The following is a 22,555-nucleotide window of genomic DNA, read 5'->3' as shown; positions in this document are numbered from 1 at the left end:
GATAACGTGGGTCGCATGGCTACGAGCACCAGGTCGACCAGCCGCGCCGGGAAGACCTCCTCGGGCGCGCCGCGCGCCACGCCCCCCCGCAAGGGGCGCGCCGCAGACACCAAGCAGCAGACCGTCGCCTACCCCGTCCAGTCGGAGCGGCGCGGCCCGCTCGTCGCCGCGTGGATGGGCCTCGCGCACGCCACCGGCGCCCTCTTCCGGGCGCTCGGTCCCGAGAAGCTCGCGAAGGAGGAGCGCCGCGACGGCATCCCCTTCCTCCTCGTGGTGCTCGCGATCGCGGGTGTGGTCGTCGAGTGGTTCAACCCGCTCAACGACGTGGCCATGTCCTTCGACGCGTACACGTTCGGCGGGCTCTTCGGCCGGGTGGCCTTCGCGCTGCCCATCGTGATGGTCCTCCTCGCCCTCTGGCTCTTCCGCCACCCGTCCTCGGTGAGCGACAACGGGCGGATCGGCGTGGGCGTCTCGCTCTTCCTCGTCTCCATCGCCGCGCTCTGCCACATCTTCAACGGGGCACCGGATCCGCGGGACGGCATGCTCGCCCTGGCCCGCGCCGGCGGCGTCCTCGGCTGGGTGCTCGCGGCGCCCCTGTCCCTGCTCGTCACGTCGATCGGCGCGGGGATCGTGGCGGGGATCCTCCTGGTGCTCTCCCTCTTCATCATCACCCGCACGCCGCCGAACCGCGTCGGCATGCGGCTGCGCGAGCTGTACTCGTACCTCTTCGGCGCGCCGCCCGTGGACGAGGAGCAGCGCGCCGCCGACCGGGCGGCCCGCAAGGCGCAGGCGACCGAGCAGGTCGAGCTCGAGGGGCTGGACGACGAGGGCCCGGTCGACACCGACAGCCTCCCGTGGTGGCGCCGCAACCGCAGCCAGCGCGAGGACGCGCCCGCGTTCGACAGCCCGGTGCTCGCGCCGCACGCCGGATCCGACGACGAGGCCGGCAGCCGCACCGCCGCGGAGGCGCCCACCACCGTCATCGACCGCACGGCGGATCCCGACGCCTCCCGTCCCGAGCCCGGCGCCTTCGCGGGCGACGACGCCGCGACCCGCCGCATCGACCTCGACCCGCCCGTCGACGCCACGGCGACCGCGATCCTGCCCTCCGTCCCCGTGCACCCCACCGGGATCCGCGACGACGACGAGCCCGCGGTCCTGCCCGGCTTCGAGGACGACGGCTCCGACGCCCCGATCGTGTCGGGGGAGTCCGATGCCCCGCAGGCCCCGTACCGCCTCCCCGCCGCGAGCACCCTCGCGCCCGGCACGCCCGCCAAGTCGCGGTCGTCCGTCAACGACGAGGTGGTGCGCGCCCTCACCGAGGTGCTCACCAACTTCCAGGTCGACGCCACGGTCACGGGCTTCTCGCGCGGCCCGACCGTCACGCGCTACGAGCTCGAGCTCGCGCCCGGCGTGAAGGTGGAGCGTGTCACGGCGCTCGCCAAGAACATCAGCTACGCGGTCGCGTCCAACGAGGTCCGCATCCTCTCGCCCATCCCCGGCCGCAGCGCCATCGGCGTGGAGATTCCGAACACCGACCGCGAGATCGTCTCCCTCGGCGACGTGCTCCGCTCGTCGGCCGCGACGAACAGCGCGCACCCGATGACCATCGGCGTCGGCAAGGACGTCGAGGGCGGCTACGTCATCGCCAACCTCGCGAAGATGCCCCACCTCCTGGTCGCGGGATCCACGGGCTCCGGCAAGTCGAGCTTCGTCAACTCGATGATCACCTCGCTCCTCATGCGCGCGAAGCCGAGCGACGTGCGCATGGTCCTCATCGACCCGAAGCGCGTCGAGCTCACCATCTACGCCGGCGTCCCGCACCTCATCACGCCCATCATCACCAACCCGAAGAAGGCGGCCGAGGCGCTGCAGTGGGTGGTGAAGGAGATGGACATGAGGTACGACGACCTCGCCAGCTTCGGCTTCCGCCACATCGACGACTTCAACAAGGCCGTCACGAGCGGGTCCATCGTGCTCCCCGAGGGCAGCGAGCGGACGCTGCGCCCGTACCCCTACCTCCTCGTGGTGGTCGACGAGCTCGCCGACCTCATGATGGTCGCGCCGCGCGACGTCGAGGACTCCATCGTCCGCATCACGCAGCTCGCGCGCGCCGCCGGCATCCACCTGGTGCTCGCGACGCAGCGTCCGTCGGTCGACGTCGTCACCGGCCTCATCAAGGCCAACGTGCCGTCCCGCCTCGCGTTCGCGGTGTCGAGCATGACCGACTCGCGCGTGATCCTCGACCAGCCCGGCGCCGACAAGCTCATCGGCCAGGGCGACGGCCTCTTCCTCCCCATGGGCGCCAACAAGGCCGTCCGCGTGCAGGGCGCGTGGGTGCAGGAGGCGGAGATCGCGAAGGTCGTCGAGCACGTGACGCGCCAGGCGCGACCGGAGTACCGGCAGGACGTCGCGGTCGCGGCCGAGCGCAAGGAGATCGACGCGGACATCGGCGACGACCTGGAGGTGCTCCTCGCGGCCGCCGAGCTCGTCGTCAGCACGCAGTTCGGGTCCACGTCGATGCTGCAGCGGAAGCTCCGCGTCGGCTTCGCGAAGGCCGGTCGCCTCATGGACCTCCTCGAGGCGCGCGAGATCGTCGGCCCGTCCGAGGGATCGAAGGCGCGCGACGTGCTCGTGTCGGCCGAGCAGCTGCCGGGCGTGCTCGCGACGCTGCGCGGGGAGACGCCCGCGGACGCGCCGGCACCCGCCGCGCCCGCCACTGCTGCCCCGGCGATGCCGCCGGCAGCCGACGCGGACGACGGCAACCGCTACCCGTCGGATCCGCTGCACAAGGACCTGGACGCGTACGAGCAGGTGGAGGCCGAGGGCGACGACGACGCCTGGGGCCTGACGGGGAGGGACTGACCCGTGGCCGATCGGAGCGCATCGGGCGCGACCGGCACCGGGGCACCGCGCATCTGGCGCGCGGGTGACTCCCCGGCGAGCCCCTGGAACGTCGCCAACGTCCTCACGATCGTGCGGATCCTGCTGGCCCCGGTCTTCGTCGTCCTCCTCGCGGCGGACGACGGAGCCGACGGCCCGCTCCGCTACGCGGCCGCGGTGCTCTTCATCCTCGCGATCGCGACCGACGGGGTCGACGGGCACATCGCCCGCAGCCGCAACCTGGTGACCGACCTCGGCAAGCTCCTCGACCCCATCGCCGACAAGGTGCTCACGGGCGCCGCGCTCGTGATGCTCTCGGTGCTCGGCGAGCTCCCGTGGTGGGTCACCATCGTGATCCTGGTGCGCGAGCTCGGCATCACCGCGTACCGCTTCGCCGTGCTCCGCGACCGGGTGGTCGCGGCGTCGCGCGGCGGCAAGCTCAAGACCGTCGCGCAGGCCGTGGCGATCAGCGTCGCGCTGCTCCCGCTGTGGGACGTGGTCGGCGACGGCATGCACGTCGTGAACACGGTGCTCATGTCGATCGCGCTCGCCCTGACGGTCCTCTCCGGCCTCGACTACATGCGTCAGGCGCTGCGGGCGGAGAGCGCCTCGTGAGCGCCCCCGGGGACGCGATCGACGAGCAGCTCGCCGACCGGGTGATCACGGCCCTCGTCGCGAGCGGTCGTCGCATCGCGGTCGCGGAGTCGTTGACGGGCGGCCTGCTCACCGCCGCGCTCGTGGGCGTCCCCGGCGCCTCGCGTGCGCTCCTCGGCGGGATCGTCTCCTACGACACGGCCCTCAAGCGCACGATCCTCGGGGTCGACTCCGCCATCCTCGCGGTCCATGGCGCGGTCCACCCCGACGTCGCGCGGCAGATGGCGCTCGGCGTGCGCCAGGCGTGCGCGATCGACGGACGCCCCGCGGACGTCGGCGTCTCCACGACGGGCGCCGCCGGTCCGGATCCCCAGGACGGGCAGCCGCCGGGCACGGCCTTCGTCGGCCTGTCCGTCGACGGCGACTCGCGCGCCATCGCCCTGCACCTCGACGGAGACCGCCAGGCGGTCCGCGCAGGTGTCGTCCGGGCGGCCCTCGAGGTCCTCGTCGACGCGCTCGAACCCGCCGGGAACATCTGATGCGGCTCCCGCGTTGTCGTAATCACGTTCACAAGCAACGCCCAGTGCCCCTGCTTAGCCTGAGTCCTCGGCCAGATGGTCACCCATCAGCCCCGGACCTCCGGTTCGATCAGGCACCAGGCGCAACGAGGAGGCTCCCGTGGTTCTAGTCCGTCAGGAGATCGGCGACGTCCTTCGGGACTTCCGTCTGCAGAAGGGGCGCACGCTCCGCCAGGTCGCCAGCAAGGCCAGCGTCGCGCTGGGCTACCTCAGCGAGGTCGAGCGGGGCCAGAAGGAGGCGTCGAGCGAGATCCTCGCGTCCGTCGCCGACGCGTTGGACACCCCCATCTCCGTCATCATGCGCGAGGTGGGCGACCGCCTCGCCGTCATCGAGGGTCTCAACCCCATCCCCGACACCATCCCCGACGACCTGGTCGCCGGCTTCGACAGCGACCTCGTCGCGCGCTGACTTCTCCTCGAAGGCCTCTCGCCCCGCTCGTCCTCGTGACGGGCGGGGCGTCGTCGTGCAGACGGCAGCAGGTAGCGTGGTCGGCATGCGACTCAGCGAGTTCCAACGGGCCGTCTCCGACGAGTTCGGCGCCGGCTACGGACCGGTGCTCGTCGCGGACCTCGTGCTCGGCGAGCTCGGCGGGCGCACGTGCGCGCAGGCGCTGAAGGACGGCACGCCCGCCCGCGAGGTCTGGCTCGCCCTCTGCCGCGCGCAGGACGTGCCGCGCGCGCGCTGGAACGGCGCCGGGGTCCCCGAGCCGCGCGCCTGACGCTCCCGTCCGCCGCAGCTCCTCGTCCTCGACGCGCTACGGATCCGTCGACGACACGCGGCGCGCCGTTCGAATATCCCTTCGAACGCGCGTAGTCTCCCCACAGGAGCGATTCGAAGCGCGGACTGCACAGGTCCGGCCCCTCCGGCAGCGATGTCGGCGGCGCCGCATAACGTGCACCTCGCGGAGATCACCCGTCGCCTTGTCGGCACCGGACCCCGCGGCCAGCGGGAGCGGAGCGACAGCCTGCAGGCAACCCACCTTCGACACGAGGAGCACCCCATGGCATCATCGGCAGACCGCGAGAAGTCCCTCGAGACAGCGCTCGCACAGATCGACCGGCAGTTCGGCAAGGGCTCGGTCATGCGACTGGGCAGCGACGAGCGCGCGCCCGTCGCCGTCATCCCCACCGGCTCCGTCGCGCTGGACGTGGCGCTCGGCATCGGCGGGCTCCCGCGTGGCCGCATCGTCGAGATCTACGGCCCGGAGTCCTCGGGAAAGACCACGCTGACCTTGCACGCCATCGCCAATGCGCAGCGCGCGGGCGGCATCGCGGCATTCATCGACGCGGAGCACGCGCTCGACCCGGAGTACGCGAAGAAGCTCGGCGTCGACATCGACGCGCTCCTCGTCTCCCAGCCCGACACCGGCGAGCAGGCGCTCGAGATCGCCGACATGCTCGTGCGCTCGGGATCCATCGACCTCGTCGTCATCGACTCCGTGGCAGCGCTCGTGCCGCGCGCGGAGATCGAGGGCGAGATGGGTGACTCGCACGTCGGTCTCCAGGCGCGCCTCATGTCGCAGGCGCTCCGCAAGCTCACCGGTGGGCTCAACCAGACGCAGACCACCATGATCTTCATCAACCAGCTCCGCGAGAAGATCGGCGTGTTCTTCGGCAGCCCGGAGACCACAGCGGGTGGCAAGGCGCTGAAGTTCTACGCGTCGGTCCGCCTCGACATCCGCCGCATCGAGACGCTCAAGGACGGCACCGACGCGGTCGGCAACCGCACCCGCGTCAAGGTCGTCAAGAACAAGATGGCGCCGCCCTTCAAGCAGGCGGAGTTCGACATCCTCTACGGAACGGGCATCTCCCGCGAGGGCAGCCTCATCGACTTCGGCGTCGAGCACGAGATCGTCCGCAAGTCGGGCGCCTGGTACACCTACGACGGCGACCAGCTCGGCCAGGGCAAGGAGAACTCGCGCAAGCACCTCCTCAACAACCCGGAGATCGCCGCCGAGATCGAGCAGAAGATCAAGGTCAAGCTCGGCCTGGTCAAGGACCCGAACGCCGATGCCGCCGCTGCGGCCGACGCGGCTCCGGCTCCGGTCGCGGCCGTGGCGCCCAAGGCGTCCGCACGCAAGAGCGCCTGACCGGGCGCTCCCACGGCGGGGTGCGTCCCGAGACGCACCCCGCCCCGCACGACACCGGCCCCGCCGTGGCGCCACGCTCCGCGTGATGCCCGCCCGGGCCTCTTGAGGACGGAAGCACCATGGTCAGATTCCCCTCCGAGGGCGAGCAGGGCACCGGCCCCGGGGCCGACGAGATCGCGCCCGTCGCGTCCCTCGCCGACCGGCGCTCGCGTCGCGCCGCGGCTCGTCCGCTCGTGGAGCCCACGCCGCCCGCCGAGGAGGTGGCCGAGGCGCGCATCGAGCCACCGCATCCCGCGCGCGGCCGCTCCGTGACCGAGGTCGACGGCATCGTCACCATCGGGGCAGCGGTCGACGAGTCGCAGGCGGGCCGCGCCCTCGCCGCCCAGGAACGCATCGCGGAGGCGCGGCGCGTCCTCGCCGAAGCCGAGGCGCAGGCTGCCCGAGGATCCGGCGACGCGTCCACCGCGTTCCCGGAGGCGCCGCCCGCCGAGGACGACACCGCGAACGAACCGACACCCGCCGCATGGCGCGCCGAGCAGGAGCGTGCCGAGCGTGCACGTGCCAAGGCGGAGCAAGACGAGGCGTACCGGCAGGACATGGTCCGCCTCGAGGAGGATCGCGTCGAGGACGCGCGTCGCGAGGCGGAGGCCGAGGAGGAGCGCGCAGCCGAGCGGACGCCCGCGCGCCAACGGCGGCGGGCGGACAACGTCCTCGCCAACCGGCTGCGCGGGCGCGGGCTCTCGCTCGCGGAGGCCCGGGATGTGCTCGACGGCGCGGAGATCGACCCGGACATCGCGGAGGAGACGCTCGCCAGGTACGTCTCCCTGCAGTACATCGACGAGGCGGCGCTCGCGGAGCAGATCCTGCACACGCATCTCGACCGCAAGGGGCTCGGCCGCCGCTCGGTCGAGATGGAGATGCGCCGCCGCAAGCTCGATCCCCTCGTGATCGAGGAGGCCATGGCCGAGCAGCCCGACGACGAGCTGGCGCGCGCCACCGAGGTCGCGATGAAGCGCGTGGGTCAGCTCTCGTCCTACGACGACGAGACAGCCGAACGTCGGCTCACCTCGTTCCTCATGCGTCGCGGCTACGGAGGCGGCGTCGTGCGGGACGCGGCGAAGGTCGCGCTCGCGACGCGCCGCGGCTCGTCCCGCGTCCGCTTCCGCTGATCCGTCCCCGGGCAGCGCGAGGCCTCCCCGCACGTAGGATCTAGTCATCATGAGCACCGTCGCCGATCACGTCCGCGTCGTCACGCCCCCCGCCGACCGACCGCGGACGTACGAGGTCCGCACCTACGGATGCCAGATGAACGTCCACGACTCGGAGCGCCTCACCGGATCGCTCGAGGCCGCGGGCTACGTGTCGGCCGAGGGTGCCGAGCCCGACATCGTCGTCATCAACACCTGCGCGGTGCGCGAGAACGCGGACAACAAGCTCTACGGCAACCTCGGCCACCTCGCCGGGGTCAAGCGTCGCCACGAGGGCATGCAGATCGCTGTGGGAGGGTGCCTCGCCCAGAAGGACCGGGCGACGGTGCTCGAGAGGGCGCCCTGGGTCGACGTCGTCTTCGGCACCCACAACATGGGTGCGCTGCCGACGCTGCTCGAGCGGGCGCGGCACAACGGCGAGGCGCAGCTCGAGATCCTCGAGAGCCTCGAGACGTTCCCGTCGACGCTCCCCACTAAGCGCGACGAGATCGCGAGCGGATGGGTGTCCATCTCCGTCGGCTGCAACAACACCTGCACGTTCTGCATCGTGCCGGCCCTCCGCGGCAAGGAGAAGGACCGACGGCCGGGAGACATCCTCGCCGAGATACAGGCCCTCGTCGACGACGGGGCGGTCGAGGTCACGCTGCTCGGTCAGAACGTCAACTCCTACGGCGTCGAGTTCGGCGACCGGCAGGCGTTCGGCAAGCTGCTGCGGGCCGCCGGGGCCATCGCGGGGCTGGAGCGCATCCGCTTCACGAGCCCCCACCCGGCCGCCTTCACGGACGACGTCATCGACGCGATGGCCGAGACGCCGGCGGTCATGCCGCAGCTGCACATGCCGCTGCAGTCGGGATCGGACCGGATCCTCAAGGCCATGCGCCGTTCCTACCGGTCGGAGCGCTTCCTCGGGATCCTCGACCGCGTGCGCACGCGCATCCCGGACGCGGCGATCACGACCGACATCATCGTGGGCTTCCCCGGGGAGACCGAGGAGGACTTCCAGGAGACCCTCCGTGTCGTCGAAGCCGCACGCTTCTCCTCGGCCTTCACGTTCCAGTACTCCATCCGCCCGGGCACTCCCGCCGCGACGATGGAGGAGCAGGTGCCCGCCGACGTCGTGAAGGAGCGGTACGGGCGACTCACCGCGCTGCAGGAGCGCATCAGCCACGAGGAGAACCGACGCGTGGTCGGGCGCACGGTCGAGGTGCTCGTGAGCGCGCACGAGGGTCGGAAGGACGGCGACACGCATCGTGTCACGGGGCGTGCGCAGGACGGTCGCCTCGTGCACCTCGACGTGCCCGCGGGAAGCGGCGAGCCGCGACCCGGCGACGCGGTCGAGGTCGAGATCACCCGCGCGGCGCCGTTCCACCTCATCGCGGACTCGATCGACCAGGCACCGCTGCGCATCCGGCGCACCCGCGCGGGGGACGCGTGGGAGCGTGCGCAGGCGGACTCCTGCGGCGTCCCCGCACCGGCCGCGGGCACGAGCGCGGGCGGTGCGCCGCGCGTCTCGCTCGGGCTCCCGTCGCTCCGGGTGCCCACGGTCGCCGGCGACGAGGCCGCGCACCCGCGCCACCGCGCGTGATCCCGATCGTCGCGGTCGTCGGCGCCACGGGCACCGGCAAGTCCGCGCTGTCCCTCGGCATCGCGGACCGGCTGCGGGCGGATGGCCGCGCGGCGGAGATCGTCAACGCCGACGCCATGCAGCTCTACCGGGGCATGGACATCGGCACGGCCAAGCTCCCCGAGGCCGACAGGCGCGGCGTCCCGCACCACATGCTCGACGTCCTCGACGTGACCGAGGAGGCCACCGTCGCCGCCTACCAGGAGGAGGCGCGGCGGGTCATCGGCGGCGTCCTCGAGCGCGGGGCCGTCCCGATCCTCGTGGGCGGATCCGGTCTGTACGTCTCGTCGGTGCTGTTCGACTACGACTTCCCCGGGACCGACCCCGAGATCCGTCAGCGATTGGAGCAGGAGCTCGCGGCGACCGGGCCGGGCATGCTCCACCGACGCCTCCGGGAGCTCGACCCGGCCGCGGCCCAGCGGATCGGCGCGCACAACGGGCGGCGCCTCGTGCGCGCGCTAGAGGTCGTCGAGATCACCGGTCCGCAGCCGGAGCGCGCGTCCGCCGAGCCGCGGCCGTGGCACCCCGCGCGGATCCTGGCGCTCACGCTGCCGCGCGAGGAGCTCGTGCCGCGGCTCGACGCCCGCGTGTCCGGCATGTGGGCCGACGGCCTCGTCGACGAGGTCGCCGGGCTGCTGCCCGCGGGGCTCGCGGACGGCGTCACCGCGTCCCGCGCCATCGGCTACGCGCAGGCGGCGCGGCAGCTCGCGGGGGAGCTCACGGAGGAGCAGGCGGTGGAGGAGACCCGCGCGCTCACCCGGCGCTACGCGCGGCGGCAGGTGTCGTGGTTCGGTCGCTACGCCGACGCGGTGCGGTTGGACGCGCGCGACGAGCGGCTCCTCGAGAACTCGCTCGATGCCCTCCCGGCGGCGCGCCCGTAGGCTGGCGGGATGGCAGACCTGCAGTTCACCAAGGGCCAGGGCACGGGCAACGACTTCGTGCTGTTTGCGGATCCCGCGGGCGAGATCGACCTGACCGACACGCAGGTGCAGGCTCTCTGCGATCGGCACTTCGGCATCGGGGCCGACGGGACGATCCGCGCGGTGCTCTCGAGCCGCATCCCCGAGGGCCGCGCCGCCCTCGACGAGGACCCCGACGCCGAGTGGTTCATGGACTACCGCAACGTCGACGGCAGCCCCGCCGAGATGTGCGGCAACGGGATCCGCGTCTTCACGCTCTTCCTCATCGAGAACGGCCTCATCGAGCTGCCCGCGGGCCGCACCGTGCCCATCGGCACGCGGGCCGGCGTGCGGGAGGTGCAGCGCAGCGGATCGGGCTTCCAGGTCGACCTCGGCCGGTGGTCCCTCGCGGGCGGCGAACCGCTCGTGCGCGCCAAGGACCTCCAGGTCGCGCGTCCGGGCCTCGGCATCGACGTCGGCAACCCGCACGTGGTGGTCGCGCTCTCGAGCGAGGACGAGCTCGCGGAGGCCGATCTCGCGTTCGTGCCGCAGCTGGATCCCGAGCCCGCCGACGGCGCGAACGTCGAGCTGGTGGTGCCCGCGGATCCGCTCGTCGTGGACGGGGTGGGCCACATCACGATGCGCGTCCACGAGCGCGGCAGCGGCGAGACGCTGAGCTGCGGCACGGGCGCCGCGGCGGCCGCGCTCGCGACGCGGCACTGGGCCGGCTCCGCCGCCCCGCACCAGTGGCGCGTCCAGCTGCCGGGCGGCGTGCTCGGCGTGCGGATGTTCCCGACCGAGGACGGCGAGCACGTCGGCCTGTCCGGTCCCGCCGAGCTGGTGTTCGACGGGGTCGTCGCGCTGGCCTGATCCGGTCGTCCCGTCCCACGGCCTCGCCGGCGGTCCCGGGCTAGGAGTCCGCGCCGCGGTGCACGCGCAGCACCCGGAAGCCCTTGTCGGAGGCCGCGCGCGTCGTCTCGAGGCCCGCGGGGAGCGTGTCGACCAGCCAGCGCTGCAGCGAGTCGGATCCGAGGTTGCGCTGCACCACGAGCCAGGCGTCCGCGTCCGGCGCGAGGCGCGGCATCCAGTCGAGCAGGATGCCGTGCAGCGCCTCCTTTCCCACGCGGATGGGCGGGTTCGACCACACGGTGGCGAACGCGAGATCGGCGGGGACGTCCTCGGGGAGCACGGCCTCGACGTTCTCGAGGCCGAGGCTCCGGGCGTTCGCCCGCGTCAGGTCGAGGGCGCGCTCGTTGACGTCGACGGCCCACACGGTGGCCGACGGCGAGCGCATCGCCAGGTCGAGCGCCACCGGACCCCAGCCGCAGCCCACGTCCAGCAGGTGCCCCTCGGTGGGGGGCTCGGGGACGTTGCGCAGCAGGACCAGGGTGCCCTGGTCGACGTGCTCGGGGCTGAAGACGCCGCCCGCGGTCTCGACCTCGACCGTGCGCCCACCCAGCTGGACCGAGATCGTGCGGGTGCGCAGGGGTCCGGCCGGCGACGAGGAGAAGTAGTGCGCGTCGGCCATACCGGGACGATACCGGACGCCCGCGCTACGATGGGAGCACATGACAACGCACGACGAGCACGACCACGAGCCCGCGGACACGACGACGACGTCCACCGAGAACACCGACCGGGACGACGTCGTCGCGCGCGTCCTCGGCCGAGCGGAGAACCGCTCCGCCGGCTACGCCCTCTTCCGCGGATCCGGCGCGCAGGCGCTGTCCGCGAACCCCGACATCGAGCAGGGGTCGGACGGCGACCAGAGCGAACGGGCCGACCGGCAGGCGCTCCGCCGCGTCCCCGGCCTCTCCACCGAGCTCGAGGACGTCACCGAGGTCGAATACCGGCAGCTGCGCCTCGAGAACGTCGTGCTCATCGGCGTGTACTCGCAGGGGTCGGTCGACGACGCCGAGAACAGCATGCGCGAGCTCGCGGCCCTCGCGGAGACCGCAGGGGCTGTCGTGCTCGACGGCCTGCTGCAGCGTCGACCGACGCCGGATCCCAGCACCTACTTCGGACGGGGCAAGGCCGAGGAGCTGCGGGCGCTCGTCGCCGCGGTCGGCGCGGACACCGTCATCGCCGACACCGAGCTCGCCCCGAGCCAGCGGCGCGCGCTGGAGGATGTGGTGAAGGTCAAGGTCATCGACCGCACCGCCGTGATCCTCGACATCTTCAGCCAGCACGCCAAGAGCCGCGAGGGCAAGGCCCAGGTCGAGCTCGCGCAGCTGCAGTACCTGCTCCCGCGCCTCCGCGGTTGGGGCGACTCGATGTCCCGCCAGGCCGGTGGCCAGGTCGGCGGCGCGGGCGCGGGCATGGGATCGCGTGGTCCGGGTGAGACGAAGATCGAGCTCGACCGTCGTCGCATCAACACGCGCATGGCGCGACTGCGCAAGCAGATCGCGGCGATGAAGCCCGCGCGCGACACCAAGCGCGCCAACCGCGACCGGAACCAGGTGCCCTCGGTCGCGATCGTGGGCTACACGAACGCCGGCAAGTCGTCGCTCCTCAACCGGGTGACGAAGGCGGGCGTGCTCGTCGAGAACGCGCTCTTCGCGACGCTCGACGCGACCGTGCGGAAGACCGAGACGGACCAGGGCCAGCTCTACACGCTGGCCGACACGGTCGGCTTCGTGCGGAACCTGCCGCACCAGCTGGTCGAGGCCTTCCGCTCGACGTTGGAGGAGCTCGCCGACTCCGACGTGCTCGTGCACGTCGTCGACGCGTCGCACCCGGATCCCGCGGCGCAGCTCGCGACCGTGCACGAGGTCATCGCCGAGGTGGATGCCTCGTCCATCCCCGAGATCGTCGTGTTCAACAAGAGCGACCTCGCCTCCGACGGCGACCGCGTCGTCCTGCGCGGCCTGGCACCCCAGGGCATCTTCGTCTCGGCCCGCACGGGCGAGGGCGTGGAGGAGCTCCGGCGTCGCATCGCGGAGCTGCTCCCGCAGCCGACCATCGAGGTCGACCTCCTGGTGCCGTTCGAGCACGGCGAGGTCGTCGCCATGCTGCACGACGGCGCGAAGGTGCTCGAGACCTCGTACGTCGAGGAGGGCACGCGCGTGCGCGCGCTCGTGACGGCCGAGCAGCAGGCGCAGGTCCAGGCGTACGCGGTGGTCCCCGCGGTCTGACAGGCGCGGCGCCCGCGCGTCCATCGCACGCAGGAGAGCGGCCGGCCCCCCTCGGGGACCGGCCGCTCTCCTGCGTCGTGCGCGGAGATCAGACGGAGCGCATGACCGCCACGACCTTGCCGACCACCTCGGCGAAGTCGCCGAGGATCGGCTCGAAGGCGCTGTTGCGGGGGAGGAGCCAGGTGTGGCCGTCGCGCTGGCGGAACACCTTGACGGTGGCCTCGTCGTCGAGCATGGCGGCGACGATGTCCCCGTTCTCGGCGGTCTTCTGCTGGCGCACCACGACCCAGTCGCCGTCGCAGATGGCCGCGTCGATCATGGAGTCGCCGACGACGCGCAGCATGAAGAGGTCGCCCTTGCCGACGAGCTGACGGGGGAGGGGGAAGACCTCCTCGACCATCTGCTCGGCGGTGATGGGGATGCCGGCGGCGATGCGGCCGACCATGGGCACCATGGCGGCGTCGCCCACGGGCGTCGACGGCTCTCCGCTCTCCGCTGCGCCGGAACCCGGCAGGTCGATGAGGACCTCGAGGGCGCGCGGGCGGTTCGGGTCGCGCCGGAGGTAGCCGGAGAGCTCGAGCTGGTTGAGCTGGTGGGTGACGCTCGACAGGGAGGCGAGGCCGACGGCGTCGCCGATCTCGCGCATGCTCGGCGGGTAGCCCTGGCCGGCGATCGTGCGCTGGATGAACTCCAGGATCGAGATCTGCTTGTCGCTGAGGCTCTTGCGGCGCCTCGTCGCGCCGCCTCCCGCTGCTCGCTCGTCCGTCATGCCACGGCCCGCCTCTCGTCGCCGACGCCGCCGCGGCGCGTGCGGCCCGGCGGGCCGACGCCCTCGCGGGGGCGATGTCGGTGGTGCCCGATGGAATGGACACCAGGCACTCGAAACTGTATCCAGCCGAGGCACCTCGTACAAACACCTGTTCGAGCGTGTCGTGCGCCGGATGGCCGGATCGAGGCGATCGGGGCTTGCGGATGGCTGGTTTCGAATGTATGTTCGGAACACAGCTTCGCACCCGGCTCTCCCGGCCGAGAGCCGGGTGCGAGCTGCCCGACCCGCATCGCATGCCGTACCGCACTGCACCGCCGAGCGCGTCGCATCGACGCCCCACCGTCTCGCACGAGAGGTCACCATGGACACCACAGCAACCACCCCCGCCGTCACCGCCGCAGCACCCGTCACCGCCGCAGCACCCGTCACGGAGGCAGCCGTCGCGCCCCGCACGCGCCTGCGCATCACGCGCCGAGGGCGCGTCGTCCTCACCGCCCTGGTCGCGGCCCCGCTCGCGTTCGGCGTGGGACTCGTCGCGCTCAACGGCGGCGCCGCCGTGGCGTCGAAGGATGCATCGGGCACGACGTTCGAGTACGTCACCGTCTCCAGCGGCCAGTCCCTCTGGGATCTCGCCGAGGAGATCGCTCCCTCGGCCGACCCGCGTGACGTCATCGCGTCGGTCGTCGACCTCAACCGACTGCCCTCGTCGGATGTCGCGGCGGGCCAGCAGCTCGCCGTCCCCGCCCAGTACGCCCACTGACCCTCGGGCGGCGTCGCGTCGGTCGTCACGCACGGCGGGCGATCCCTCGACGTGCTCCCGGTGGCGGCCGGGAGCGCGGCCGGTGGACGGGATGCGATCGGTAGCATGGAGCCCATGAGCACCCTCGCGCGCACCGCGCACGTCACGCGGCAGACCAGCGAGTCCAGCATCGACCTCCAGCTCGACCTCGACGGCACCGGTGCCTCCGAGATCAGCACATCGGTGCCCTTCTACGACCACATGCTCACCGCCTTCGCGAAGCACTCGCTCACCGATCTGAAGGTCACCGCCACGGGCGACACGCACATCGACGTGCACCACACCGTGGAGGACGTGGGGATCGTGCTCGGCCAGGCCATCCGCGAGGCCCTCGGCGACAAGTCCGGCATCGCGCGCTTCGGCGACGCGCTCGTGCCGCTCGACGAGGCCCTGGTGCAGTCGGTCGTGGACATCTCGGGTCGTCCGTTCCTCGTGCACTCGGGCGAGCCCGCCGGCTTCGAGATGCACCTCATCGGCGGTCACTTCACCGGATCCATGGTCCGTCACGTCTTCGAGGCCATCGCCTTCCACGCGGGCCTCACCGTGCACGTCACCGTCCTCGGAGGGCGTGACCCCCACCACATCGCGGAGGCGGAGTTCAAGTCGTTCGCCCGGGCCTTCCGCCAGGCCAAGGAGCTCGACCCGCGGGTGTCCGGCATCCCGTCCACGAAGGGCGCGCTGTGAGTCGTCCCTCCGTCGTCGTCCTCGACTACGGCAGCGGCAACGTCCATTCCGCCGTCAAGGCGCTGGAGCTCGCGGGCGCGGACGTCGAGCTGACGGGCGACCCGAAGCGGGCGCACGAGGCCGACGGCCTCCTCGTCCCCGGGGTCGGCGCGTTCTCGGCCGTCATGTCGGCCCTGCGGACCGCAGGCGGCGACCGCGTCGTCGACCGCCGTCTCGCGGGTGGCCGGCCCGTCCTCGGCATCTGCGTCGGCATGCAGGTCATGTTCGACCGCGGCGTGGAGCGCGACGTCGACGTGGCCGGGCTGGGGGAGTGGCCCGGCACCGTGGATCGCATCCGGTCCGACGTCCTCCCGCACATGGGCTGGAACGCGGTCGACGTGCCCGCGGGCTCGGCGCTGTTCGCGGGTCTCGAGGAGGAGCGCTTCTACTTCGTGCACTCCTACGCCGCCCGCACGTGGGGCATCGATCCGCTCCCGCCGCTGCCGGCGCCCCGCGTCACCTGGGCCACGCACGGCGAGCGGTTCGTCGCGGCGGTCGAGAACGGCCCGCTCTCCGCGACGCAGTTCCACCCCGAGAAGTCGGGAGCGGCGGGGATCCGGCTGCTCACGAACTGGCTCGGCACCCTCCGCGCCGCCTGACGCTCCGCACCCGCATCCGCCGTCGCCGACGGCGCCGCCCGCCCGCACGATCGATGGAAGGCCCCCATGAGCGAGTTCACCCGCACGCCCCGTCTGACCCTCCTGCCCGCCGTGGACGTGGCGGGCGGCCAGGCCGTCCGCCTCACGCAGGGCGCCGCCGGCACGGAGACCGGTTACGGCGACCCCGTCGACGCCGCCCGCGACTGGGCGGAGCAGGGTGCCGAGTGGCTGCACCTCGTCGACCTCGACGCGGCGTTCGGCCGCGGTGACAACCTGTCGGTCATCTCCCGCGTGATCCGCGCCATCGACGGCGTGCAGATCGAGCTGTCCGGCGGCATCCGCGACGACCGGTCGCTCGACGTGGCGCTCGAGAGCGGCGCGACGCGCATCAACCTCGGCACGGCGGCGCTGGAGAACCCCGAGTGGGCGGCCAGCGTCATCGCCCAGCACGGCGAGTCCGTGGCTGTCGGGCTCGACGTCCGCGGCCGCACGCTCTCGGCGCGCGGCTGGACGAAGGACGGCGGCGACATCTGGGAGGTGCTCGAGCGCCTCGAGGACGCGGGGTGCGCGCGCTACGTGGTCACCGACGTCACCAAGGACGGCACGCTCCAGGGCCCGAACCTCCAGCTGCTCCGCGAGGTGCTGGAGCGCACCGAGCGCCCGGTCGTCGCCTCCGGCGGCGTCTCGAGCCTCGACGACATCGCCGCGCTCCGCGAGCTCGTGCCGCTCGGGCTGGAGGGCGCCATCGTCGGCAAGGCCCTCTACGCGGGCGCGTTCACGCTCGGCGAGGCGCTCGACGTCGCCGGGGATCGATGACCGGATCCACCCCGCACGCCGACTCGGCCGGGACCCCGTGGGCGGGCCGCTCGTTCGAGCCGACCCCCTTCCCGGACGACGACGGCTCCGCGCCACCCGCCGTCGCGGAGGCGCTCGCGCGCCACGGTCGCGGTGAGGTCGGCCAGGCCGCGGTCGTGGACGCGCTCCGCGACGCGCGCCTGCTGATCCCGCTCGTGGCGCGCCTCGGCGAGGAGGGCGAGGGCGCGCACGGCCTGAAGGCCGACAAGAGCGCCGAGCTGTCGATCATCACGGTCGCCGGCCCCGACGGCCGGACCGTGATGCCCGTCTTCACGTCCGTCGCGGCGATGGGGAAGTGGAACGCGAAGGCGCGCCCCGTGCCCGCCGACGCCGTCCGCGTCGCGCTGGCGGCGGCGAGCGAGGAGACCGACCTCGTGGTCGTCGACCCGATGTCCGACACCGAGTTCGTGCTGCGCCGGCCGGCCGTGTGGGCGGTCGCGCGGTCGCTGCCGTGGATCCCCAGCCCGGAGGACCCGGAGGTCGTCCGGGCGCTCCGCGCGAGCGTCGCCGACGAGCCGGCGGTCGTGGGGCTGAGCGTCGCGCCGGGGGATCCGCGCGCGCGCCTCGAGGGGCCCGAGCTGGTGGTCGCGCTCGAGCTCGTCGACGGCCTCGACCGTCCGGCGCTCGACGCGCTGCTCGCGCGGGTGCAGGGGGAGTGGTCCCGGAGCGCGGTGCTCGCGGACCGCGTCGACAGCATGGGGCTCCGCGTCACCTCCGCCGGCTGAGCCCGCCAGTCGCGCTCCGCCGTCGAGGCGCCGGGCAGCCGCACCGCGGAGCCGTGCGCCTAGGAGACCGGCCCGGTGTACTTCTCGCCCGGTCCCTTGCCCACGGCGTCGGGATACGGGGACGCCTCGCGGAACGCGAGCTGCAGCGAGCGCAGGCCGTCGCGGAGGCTGCGCGCGTGCTGGTCGCCGAGCTCCGGGGAGGCGGCGGTGACGAGGCCCGCGAGCGAGATGATCAGCTTCCGCGCCTCGGCGAGGTCGGTCTGCGTGGCGGGGTCGTCGGCGAGGCCGCACTTCACGGCGGCGGCGCTCATGAGGTGGACCGCCGTGGTCGTGATGACCTCGACGGCGGAGACCTCCGCGATGTCGCGCGCGTACTGGTCGGCGACGAAGTCCGCGGTGTCGTCGTCGGCGACGCCCGTCGCGGATCCGCTCGCGCCCGAGCCGGTCGCCGCGGCGGGCTCCTCGAACCGGTGGACGTGCGCGTCGGCCGCGGTCGTCGCGGGGTCGGGGGTCGGGTCGGTCATGTCTGTCCTCCTGCTCGGGGCGGCCGGATGGCGCCGGACGGCTCCGGGATGCGGACGACGCCCGCCCTTCCGGGGCGGTGCCGGCGTCTGCTATGCTGATCGACGGCTCCGGGGCTGTCACAGTCCCGGTTCGAAAGAGGATTGATCTCCCACCCGCGCTTGACCGCCTCCATAGGTTACCGGGTCGATTTCGCTCCCCCGTCCGCACGGCTCCCTCACCGGGGCCGGAGGACGGGAGCCCCGCTGAAGAGCGGGGAAGGGCGTGTTGCCGAGTACGACGTACCGTCGCACCCTGGTGAAGAACTCTCCTCGTCTCGTTTCGAGCGGCACACCGCCGCCGGGCCACCCGAAGACACGAATAGGAGCAGTCCATCAGCGATCCCCGTACCAACGATCGAATCCGAGTTCCCGAGGTTCGCCTCGTTGGCCCAGCAGGCGAGCAGGTCGGCGTCGTATCCATCGACGTCGCACTCCGGCTCGCGCAGGAAGCCGACCTCGACCTCGTGGAGGTCGCGCCCAATTCCAAGCCCCCCGTGGCGAAGATCATGGACTACGGCAAGTTCAAGTACGAGGCCGCGCAGAAGGCCAAGGAAGCTCGTCGCAACCAGGCGAACACCATCCTCAAGGAGGTGCGCTTCCGCCTGAAGATCGACAAGCACGACTACGAGACCAAGCGCAAGCGCGCCGAGGGCTTCCTGCAGGACGGCGACAAGGTCAAGGCCATGATCCTGTTCCGCGGGCGCGAGCAGTCGCGTCCGGACCAGGGCGTGCGACTGCTCAAGATGTTCGCGGAGGACGTCGCCGAGTTCGGCAGCGTCGAGTCCACCCCCACGATCGACGGCCGCAACATGGTCATGGTCATCGGACCGCACAAGAACAAGTCCGAGGCCAAGGCCGAGGCCAACGCGAAGCGCGACGCCACCAAGGCGAGCGCACGAGAAGCGAGAGAAGAGAACAATGCCTAAGCAGAAGACCCACTCGGGTGCCAAGAAGCGTTTCAAGATCACCGGCAGCGGCAAGATCATGAAGCAGCAGGCGGGCATGCGGCACAACCTCGAGGTCAAGTCCTCCGGGCGCAAGGCGCGACTCAACCAGGACCAGCCGCTGGCCAAGGCCGACATGAAGGTCGCCAAGAAGCTCCTCGGCCGCTAGGCCCCTCGTCGTCCGCGACACCTGAACTCGAATAGGAATCACTGAAATGGCAAGAGTCAAGAGGGCCGTCAACGCCCACAAGAAGCGTCGGGTCATCCTCGAGCGCGCCGCCGGCTACCGCGGGCAGCGCTCGCGCCTGTACCGCAAGGCCAAGGAGCAGGTCACCCACTCCCTCGTCTACGCGTACCGCGACCGCCGTGCGAAGAAGGGCGAGTTCCGTCGCCTCTGGATCCAGCGCATCAACGCCGCGGCCCGCGCGAACGGCCTGACGTACAACCGCCTCATCCAGGGTCTGTCGCTCGCCGGCGTCCAGGTCGACCGCCGCATCCTCGCGGAGCTCGCGGTCCACGAGCCCGCGACGTTCGCGTCCCTCGTGCAGACGGCCAAGGCCGCCCTGCCCGCGAACACCTCGGCCCCCAAGGTCGCGGCGAACGCCTAGCGCATCCCGCCCCACCGCCGACGGCGCGTCCCCATCCGGGGGCGCGCCGTTAGTGTTGGGCCATGCTCGACAACCCCCGCTCCCCGCGTGTCCGTGGCGTCGCCAAGCTCGCGAAGCGGGATGCGCGCGCCGACACGGGCCTCTTCCTCCTCGAGGGGCCGCAGGCCGTCTCCGAGGCGCTCGCCTTCCGTCCGGACCTCGTCCAGGAGCTGTTCGCGACCCCCACGGCCCTCGATCGCTACCCGGACCTCGCGCGCGCCGTCCGGGAGGCGGACGTCGAGGTGGAGTTCGTCACCGAGGACGTGATCGCCTCGATGGCCGACACCGTCACGCCGCAGGGCGTGGTGGGCGTGTGCCGGCAGTTCCCGACCTCGCTCAAGCAGATCCTCGGCGACGGGCCGCGCCTCATCGCGATCCTCGAGGAGGTGCGCGACCCCGGCAACGCGGGCACCATCATCCGCGCGGCCGACGCCGCGGGAGCCGACGCGGTGATCCTCACGGGCCGCTCCGTCGACCTCTACAACCCCAAGGTCGTACGCGCGACGACGGGCTCGCTCTTCCACCTGCCGGTCGCGATCATGCCCGAGCTCGACGCCGTGCTCGAGCGCGTGAAGGCGGCGGGGCTGCAGGTCCTCGCCGCGGATGTGAAGGGCGACGACCTCCTCGCGGAGCGGACCTCGGGCGGCCTCGCCGGCCCCACCGCGTGGCTCTTCGGCAACGAGGCGCGCGGCCTCCAGGACGAGCACCTCGCCCTCGCCGACCGCGCCGTGGTGGTGCCGATCTACGGCCAGGCGGAGTCCATGAACCTCGCGACGGCCGCGTCCGTCTGCCTCTACGAGTCGGCGTTCGCGCAGCGCACCTGACCCTCGCGCGCCGGACACCTGTCGCGTGCCTGGTCATCCGACGGGCGCCCACACTGCCCCTGATCGGCGGAAAAGCGGCCCACGCGTCACGATGGGGTGACGATGCCCCGCGGAAACGCGGACGAAACACCGTCACGGATATGGTGTTCGCATGGAGCAGAGCCCGACGGCGGACCCCGCCTCGCCCGCCGCAGCAGCGGTCGGCGAGCCCCTGGTCGTCGTATCCCACGTCAACAAGCACTTCGGGGACCTGCACGTCCTCAAGGACATCTCGACCACGGTCAACCGTGGTGAGGTCGTCGTCGTCATCGGCCCCAGCGGATCCGGCAAGTCCACGCTGTGCCGCGCGATCAACCGGCTCGAGACCATCGACGACGGCACCATCACCATCGACGGCCAGTACCTCCCGGCCGAGGGCGCCGAGCTCGCGCGCCTGCGCGCCGACGTCGGCATGGTGTTCCAGTCCTTCAACCTCTTCGCGCACAAGACCGTGCTCGAGAACGTGACCCTCGGCCCCATCAAGGTGCGGAAGCAGGGCAAGGCCGAGGCGGAGAAGCGGGCGATGGAGCTCCTCGACCGCGTCGGCGTCGCCAACCAGGCGCAGAAGATGCCGGCCCAGCTCTCCGGCGGCCAGCAGCAGCGCGTCGCGATCGCCCGGGCGCTCGCGATGGACCCGAAGCTGATCCTCCTCGACGAGCCGACCTCCGCGCTCGACCCCGAGATGATCACCGAGGTCCTCGACGTGATGGTCGGCCTCGCGAAGGACGGCATGACGATGATGGTCGTCACCCACGAGATGGGCTTCGCCCGCAAGGCCGCGGACCGCGTGATCTTCATGGCCGACGGCGCCATCGAGGAGGACACCACCCCCCAGGCGTTCTTCGACGACCCGCAGAGCCCCCGCGCGCAGGACTTCCTCTCCAAGATCCTCGCCCACTGACGCGCGCGGAGGGCACGCGCCCTCCCGCACCCGCATCCGGGCGCCGCCGAGGCAGGCGCGTCCGGGCGCCGCACCACGGCACGACCCGCACCACGCACCACGAGCGATCCCCATCGCGTCCGTCATCCACCTCACCAGCAGAGAAACGGGAACCATGAAGAACAGGAAACTGACCCTCGCCGCGGCCGCCGCGATCGTCGTCGTCGCCCTCACGGGCTGCGGCGCCGCCGGCAGCGCGTCGAACAGCGGCATCGACGCCGGCACGAACGCCCCCGAGAACGGCGACGGCCCCTACAAGCTCGCGCTCGCGGAGAACCCGACGTTCGACGAGGGCACCACGATGGCGCGCCTCGCGGCGGCGGGCGAGATGAAGGTCGGCACCAAGTTCGACCAGCCGCTCTTCGGTCTCGCGGGCCTCGACGGCAAGCCCGCGGGCTTCGACGTCGCCATCGCGGCGCTCGTCGCCAGCAAGATGGGCATCCCCTTCGACTCGATCAAGTTCACCGAGACGGTGTCCGCGAACCGCGAGCCCTTCATCCAGAACGGCTCGGTCGACGCGGTCGTCGCGACCTACACGATCAACGACAAGCGCAAGGAGGTCGTCGACTTCGCGGGCCCGTACTACGTCGCCGGCCAGGCGCTCATGGTCCTCGCGGACGACACCACGATCAACACGCCCGAGGACGTCCGCGGCAAGCAGGTCTGCTCCGTCGCCGGATCCACCCCCGCCGCGAACATCGAGGCCACGTTCGGCGCGGTCGTCGTGCCGACCGACGTCTACAGCAAGTGCCTCGACCCGCTGCGCAACGGCCAGGTGTCCGCGGTCACGACGGACAACGTGATCCTCTCCGGCTTCATCGACCAGAACGAGGGCGAGTTCAAGCTCGTCGGCGACGGCGAGACCTTCACCCAGGAGCCCTATGGCATCGGCATCGCCAAGGGCGACGAGGCGTTCCGCACCTTCATCAACGACACGCTGCAGGAGGCCTACGACGACGGCACCTGGGCGCGCCTGTTCGAGGCGACGGCCGGCACGGTCATCGAGACGCCGCAGCCGCCGGCGATCGACCGCTACTAGTCCCACCGGGTCCCGCGTGCGCCGAGGCGCGCGCGGGACCCTCCCTCGTCCGGGCACCCGAGCCCGGATCCGCCATCGC

Annotated in this window: 25 protein-coding genes; 22 read left to right on the top strand and 3 right to left on the bottom strand. The window is 72.1% G+C overall.

Features of this window, described 5'->3' with window-relative positions; all coding sequences use genetic code 11:
- Positions 1-15 precede the first annotated feature (15 nt).
- The 10 genes from ITJ40_RS13060 (at position 16) to dapF (ending at position 10,746) form a co-directional block, all read left to right on the top strand.
- Positions 16-2,865: a DNA translocase FtsK gene (locus ITJ40_RS13060; protein ID WP_194667481.1), complete on the top strand. Its 2,850-nt coding sequence runs from the start codon at positions 16-18 to the stop codon at positions 2,863-2,865.
- 3 nt (positions 2,866-2,868) lie between these two features.
- A complete protein-coding gene (gene pgsA, locus ITJ40_RS13055) occupies positions 2,869-3,498 on the top strand; it encodes a CDP-diacylglycerol--glycerol-3-phosphate 3-phosphatidyltransferase (RefSeq protein ID WP_194667480.1) in 630 nt (209 codons plus the stop codon).
- Positions 3,495-4,016, top strand: a complete 522-nt coding sequence (locus ITJ40_RS13050; RefSeq protein WP_194667479.1) for a CinA family protein — start codon at positions 3,495-3,497, stop codon at positions 4,014-4,016. The genes pgsA and ITJ40_RS13050 overlap by 4 nt, the downstream gene beginning before the upstream one ends.
- A 139-nt stretch (positions 4,017-4,155) precedes the next feature.
- The gene (locus tag ITJ40_RS13045; RefSeq protein WP_012298599.1) at positions 4,156-4,464 is read left to right on the top strand and encodes a helix-turn-helix domain-containing protein; all 309 of its coding nucleotides are present in this window, start codon (positions 4,156-4,158) and stop codon (positions 4,462-4,464) included.
- A 76-nt stretch (positions 4,465-4,540) separates the two neighbouring features.
- Positions 4,541-4,774 (top strand): DUF3046 domain-containing protein, encoded by a 234-nt coding sequence (locus ITJ40_RS13040; protein WP_370532055.1) that lies wholly within the window; start codon positions 4,541-4,543, stop codon positions 4,772-4,774.
- Positions 4,775-5,056: 282 nt separating this feature from the next.
- Positions 5,057-6,145 carry a recombinase RecA gene (recA, locus tag ITJ40_RS13035; protein ID WP_194667478.1) on the top strand — a complete coding sequence of 363 codons (1,089 nt, stop codon included), beginning with the start codon at positions 5,057-5,059 and terminating at the stop codon, positions 6,143-6,145.
- Positions 6,146-6,264: 119 nt separating this feature from the next.
- Positions 6,265-7,314: a regulatory protein RecX gene (locus tag ITJ40_RS17105; protein WP_228512453.1), complete on the top strand. Its 1,050-nt coding sequence runs from the start codon at positions 6,265-6,267 to the stop codon at positions 7,312-7,314.
- Between the two features lie 49 nt (positions 7,315-7,363).
- Entirely contained in the window at positions 7,364-8,938 is a 1,575-nt protein-coding gene (gene miaB, locus ITJ40_RS13025; RefSeq protein ID WP_194667477.1) for a tRNA (N6-isopentenyl adenosine(37)-C2)-methylthiotransferase MiaB, read from the top strand.
- Entirely contained in the window at positions 8,935-9,858 is a 924-nt protein-coding gene (gene miaA / locus ITJ40_RS13020; RefSeq protein ID WP_194667476.1) for a tRNA (adenosine(37)-N6)-dimethylallyltransferase MiaA, read from the top strand. Before miaB ends, miaA begins: the two co-directional genes overlap by 4 nt.
- A 9-nt stretch (positions 9,859-9,867) precedes the next feature.
- Positions 9,868-10,746, top strand: coding sequence for a diaminopimelate epimerase (gene dapF / locus ITJ40_RS13015; RefSeq protein WP_194667475.1), 879 nt, complete (start codon positions 9,868-9,870; stop codon positions 10,744-10,746).
- A gap of 40 nt (positions 10,747-10,786) precedes the next feature.
- Here dapF and ITJ40_RS13010 read toward each other — a convergent pair whose 3' ends face one another.
- Complete coding sequence (locus ITJ40_RS13010; RefSeq protein ID WP_194667474.1) at positions 10,787-11,404, bottom strand: class I SAM-dependent methyltransferase; 618 nt, start codon at positions 11,402-11,404, stop codon at positions 10,787-10,789.
- 40 nt (positions 11,405-11,444) lie between these two features.
- Here ITJ40_RS13010 and hflX point away from each other — a divergent pair, with 40 nt between their 5' ends.
- Entirely contained in the window at positions 11,445-13,010 is a 1,566-nt protein-coding gene (gene hflX, locus ITJ40_RS13005; protein ID WP_194667473.1) for a GTPase HflX, read from the top strand.
- An 88-nt stretch (positions 13,011-13,098) separates the two neighbouring features.
- Here the strand turns inward: hflX and lexA are convergent, their stop codons facing one another.
- Positions 13,099-13,779 carry a transcriptional repressor LexA gene (gene lexA / locus ITJ40_RS13000; RefSeq protein ID WP_012038705.1) on the bottom strand — a complete coding sequence of 227 codons (681 nt, stop codon included), beginning with the start codon at positions 13,777-13,779 and terminating at the stop codon, positions 13,099-13,101.
- A gap of 361 nt (positions 13,780-14,140) precedes the next feature.
- Here lexA and ITJ40_RS12995 point away from each other — a divergent pair, with 361 nt between their 5' ends.
- The 5 genes from ITJ40_RS12995 to ITJ40_RS12975 all read left to right on the top strand — a co-directional run bounded on the left by ITJ40_RS12995 (position 14,141) and on the right by ITJ40_RS12975 (position 17,480).
- A complete protein-coding gene (locus tag ITJ40_RS12995) occupies positions 14,141-14,539 on the top strand; it encodes a hypothetical protein (RefSeq protein ID WP_194667472.1) in 399 nt (132 codons plus the stop codon).
- Between the two features lie 114 nt (positions 14,540-14,653).
- A complete protein-coding gene (gene hisB / locus ITJ40_RS12990) occupies positions 14,654-15,262 on the top strand; it encodes an imidazoleglycerol-phosphate dehydratase HisB (protein WP_194667471.1) in 609 nt (202 codons plus the stop codon).
- Complete coding sequence (hisH, locus tag ITJ40_RS12985) at positions 15,259-15,900, top strand: imidazole glycerol phosphate synthase subunit HisH (protein ID WP_194667470.1); 642 nt, start codon at positions 15,259-15,261, stop codon at positions 15,898-15,900. Before hisB ends, hisH begins: the two co-directional genes overlap by 4 nt.
- 66 nt (positions 15,901-15,966) lie before the next feature.
- Positions 15,967-16,716 (top strand): bifunctional 1-(5-phosphoribosyl)-5-((5-phosphoribosylamino)methylideneamino)imidazole-4-carboxamide isomerase/phosphoribosylanthranilate isomerase PriA, encoded by a 750-nt coding sequence (gene priA, locus ITJ40_RS12980; RefSeq protein ID WP_194667469.1) that lies wholly within the window; start codon positions 15,967-15,969, stop codon positions 16,714-16,716.
- Positions 16,713-17,480: an SseB family protein gene (locus ITJ40_RS12975; protein ID WP_194667468.1), complete on the top strand. Its 768-nt coding sequence runs from the start codon at positions 16,713-16,715 to the stop codon at positions 17,478-17,480. The genes priA and ITJ40_RS12975 overlap by 4 nt, the downstream gene beginning before the upstream one ends.
- Before the next feature lie 59 nt (positions 17,481-17,539).
- Here ITJ40_RS12975 and ITJ40_RS12970 read toward each other — a convergent pair whose 3' ends face one another.
- Positions 17,540-18,004 carry a DUF1844 domain-containing protein gene (locus ITJ40_RS12970; protein ID WP_194667467.1) on the bottom strand — a complete coding sequence of 155 codons (465 nt, stop codon included), beginning with the start codon at positions 18,002-18,004 and terminating at the stop codon, positions 17,540-17,542.
- 371 nt (positions 18,005-18,375) lie between these two features.
- On the opposite strand from ITJ40_RS12970, the gene infC reads away from it, so the two are divergent.
- The 6 genes from infC (at position 18,376) to ITJ40_RS12940 (ending at position 22,476) form a co-directional block, all read left to right on the top strand.
- Positions 18,376-18,969, top strand: a complete 594-nt coding sequence (gene infC / locus ITJ40_RS12965) for a translation initiation factor IF-3 (RefSeq protein WP_015490649.1) — start codon at positions 18,376-18,378, stop codon at positions 18,967-18,969.
- On the top strand, positions 18,962-19,156 hold the full coding sequence (rpmI, locus tag ITJ40_RS12960) for a 50S ribosomal protein L35 (protein WP_194667466.1): 195 nt from the start codon (positions 18,962-18,964) through the stop codon (positions 19,154-19,156). The genes infC and rpmI overlap by 8 nt, the downstream gene beginning before the upstream one ends.
- 46 nt (positions 19,157-19,202) lie before the next feature.
- Positions 19,203-19,595, top strand: a complete 393-nt coding sequence (gene rplT, locus ITJ40_RS12955) for a 50S ribosomal protein L20 (protein ID WP_012038696.1) — start codon at positions 19,203-19,205, stop codon at positions 19,593-19,595.
- 62 nt (positions 19,596-19,657) lie between these two features.
- Positions 19,658-20,458, top strand: a complete 801-nt coding sequence (locus tag ITJ40_RS12950) for an RNA methyltransferase (protein ID WP_194667465.1) — start codon at positions 19,658-19,660, stop codon at positions 20,456-20,458.
- Between the two features lie 151 nt (positions 20,459-20,609).
- The gene (locus tag ITJ40_RS12945; protein WP_370532054.1) at positions 20,610-21,398 is read left to right on the top strand and encodes an amino acid ABC transporter ATP-binding protein; all 789 of its coding nucleotides are present in this window, start codon (positions 20,610-20,612) and stop codon (positions 21,396-21,398) included.
- A 154-nt stretch (positions 21,399-21,552) separates the two neighbouring features.
- Positions 21,553-22,476 carry a glutamate ABC transporter substrate-binding protein gene (locus ITJ40_RS12940; RefSeq protein ID WP_194667464.1) on the top strand — a complete coding sequence of 308 codons (924 nt, stop codon included), beginning with the start codon at positions 21,553-21,555 and terminating at the stop codon, positions 22,474-22,476.
- Positions 22,477-22,555: the final 79 nt, after the last annotated feature.

It is taken from the genome of Clavibacter sp. VKM Ac-2872 (assembly GCF_015351105.1).
Taxonomy (GTDB): Bacteria; Actinomycetota; Actinomycetes; order Actinomycetales; family Microbacteriaceae; genus Clavibacter.
The sequence above is the reverse complement of the archived record's forward strand: the minus strand, read 5'-3'. Positions and strand labels throughout refer to the sequence as shown.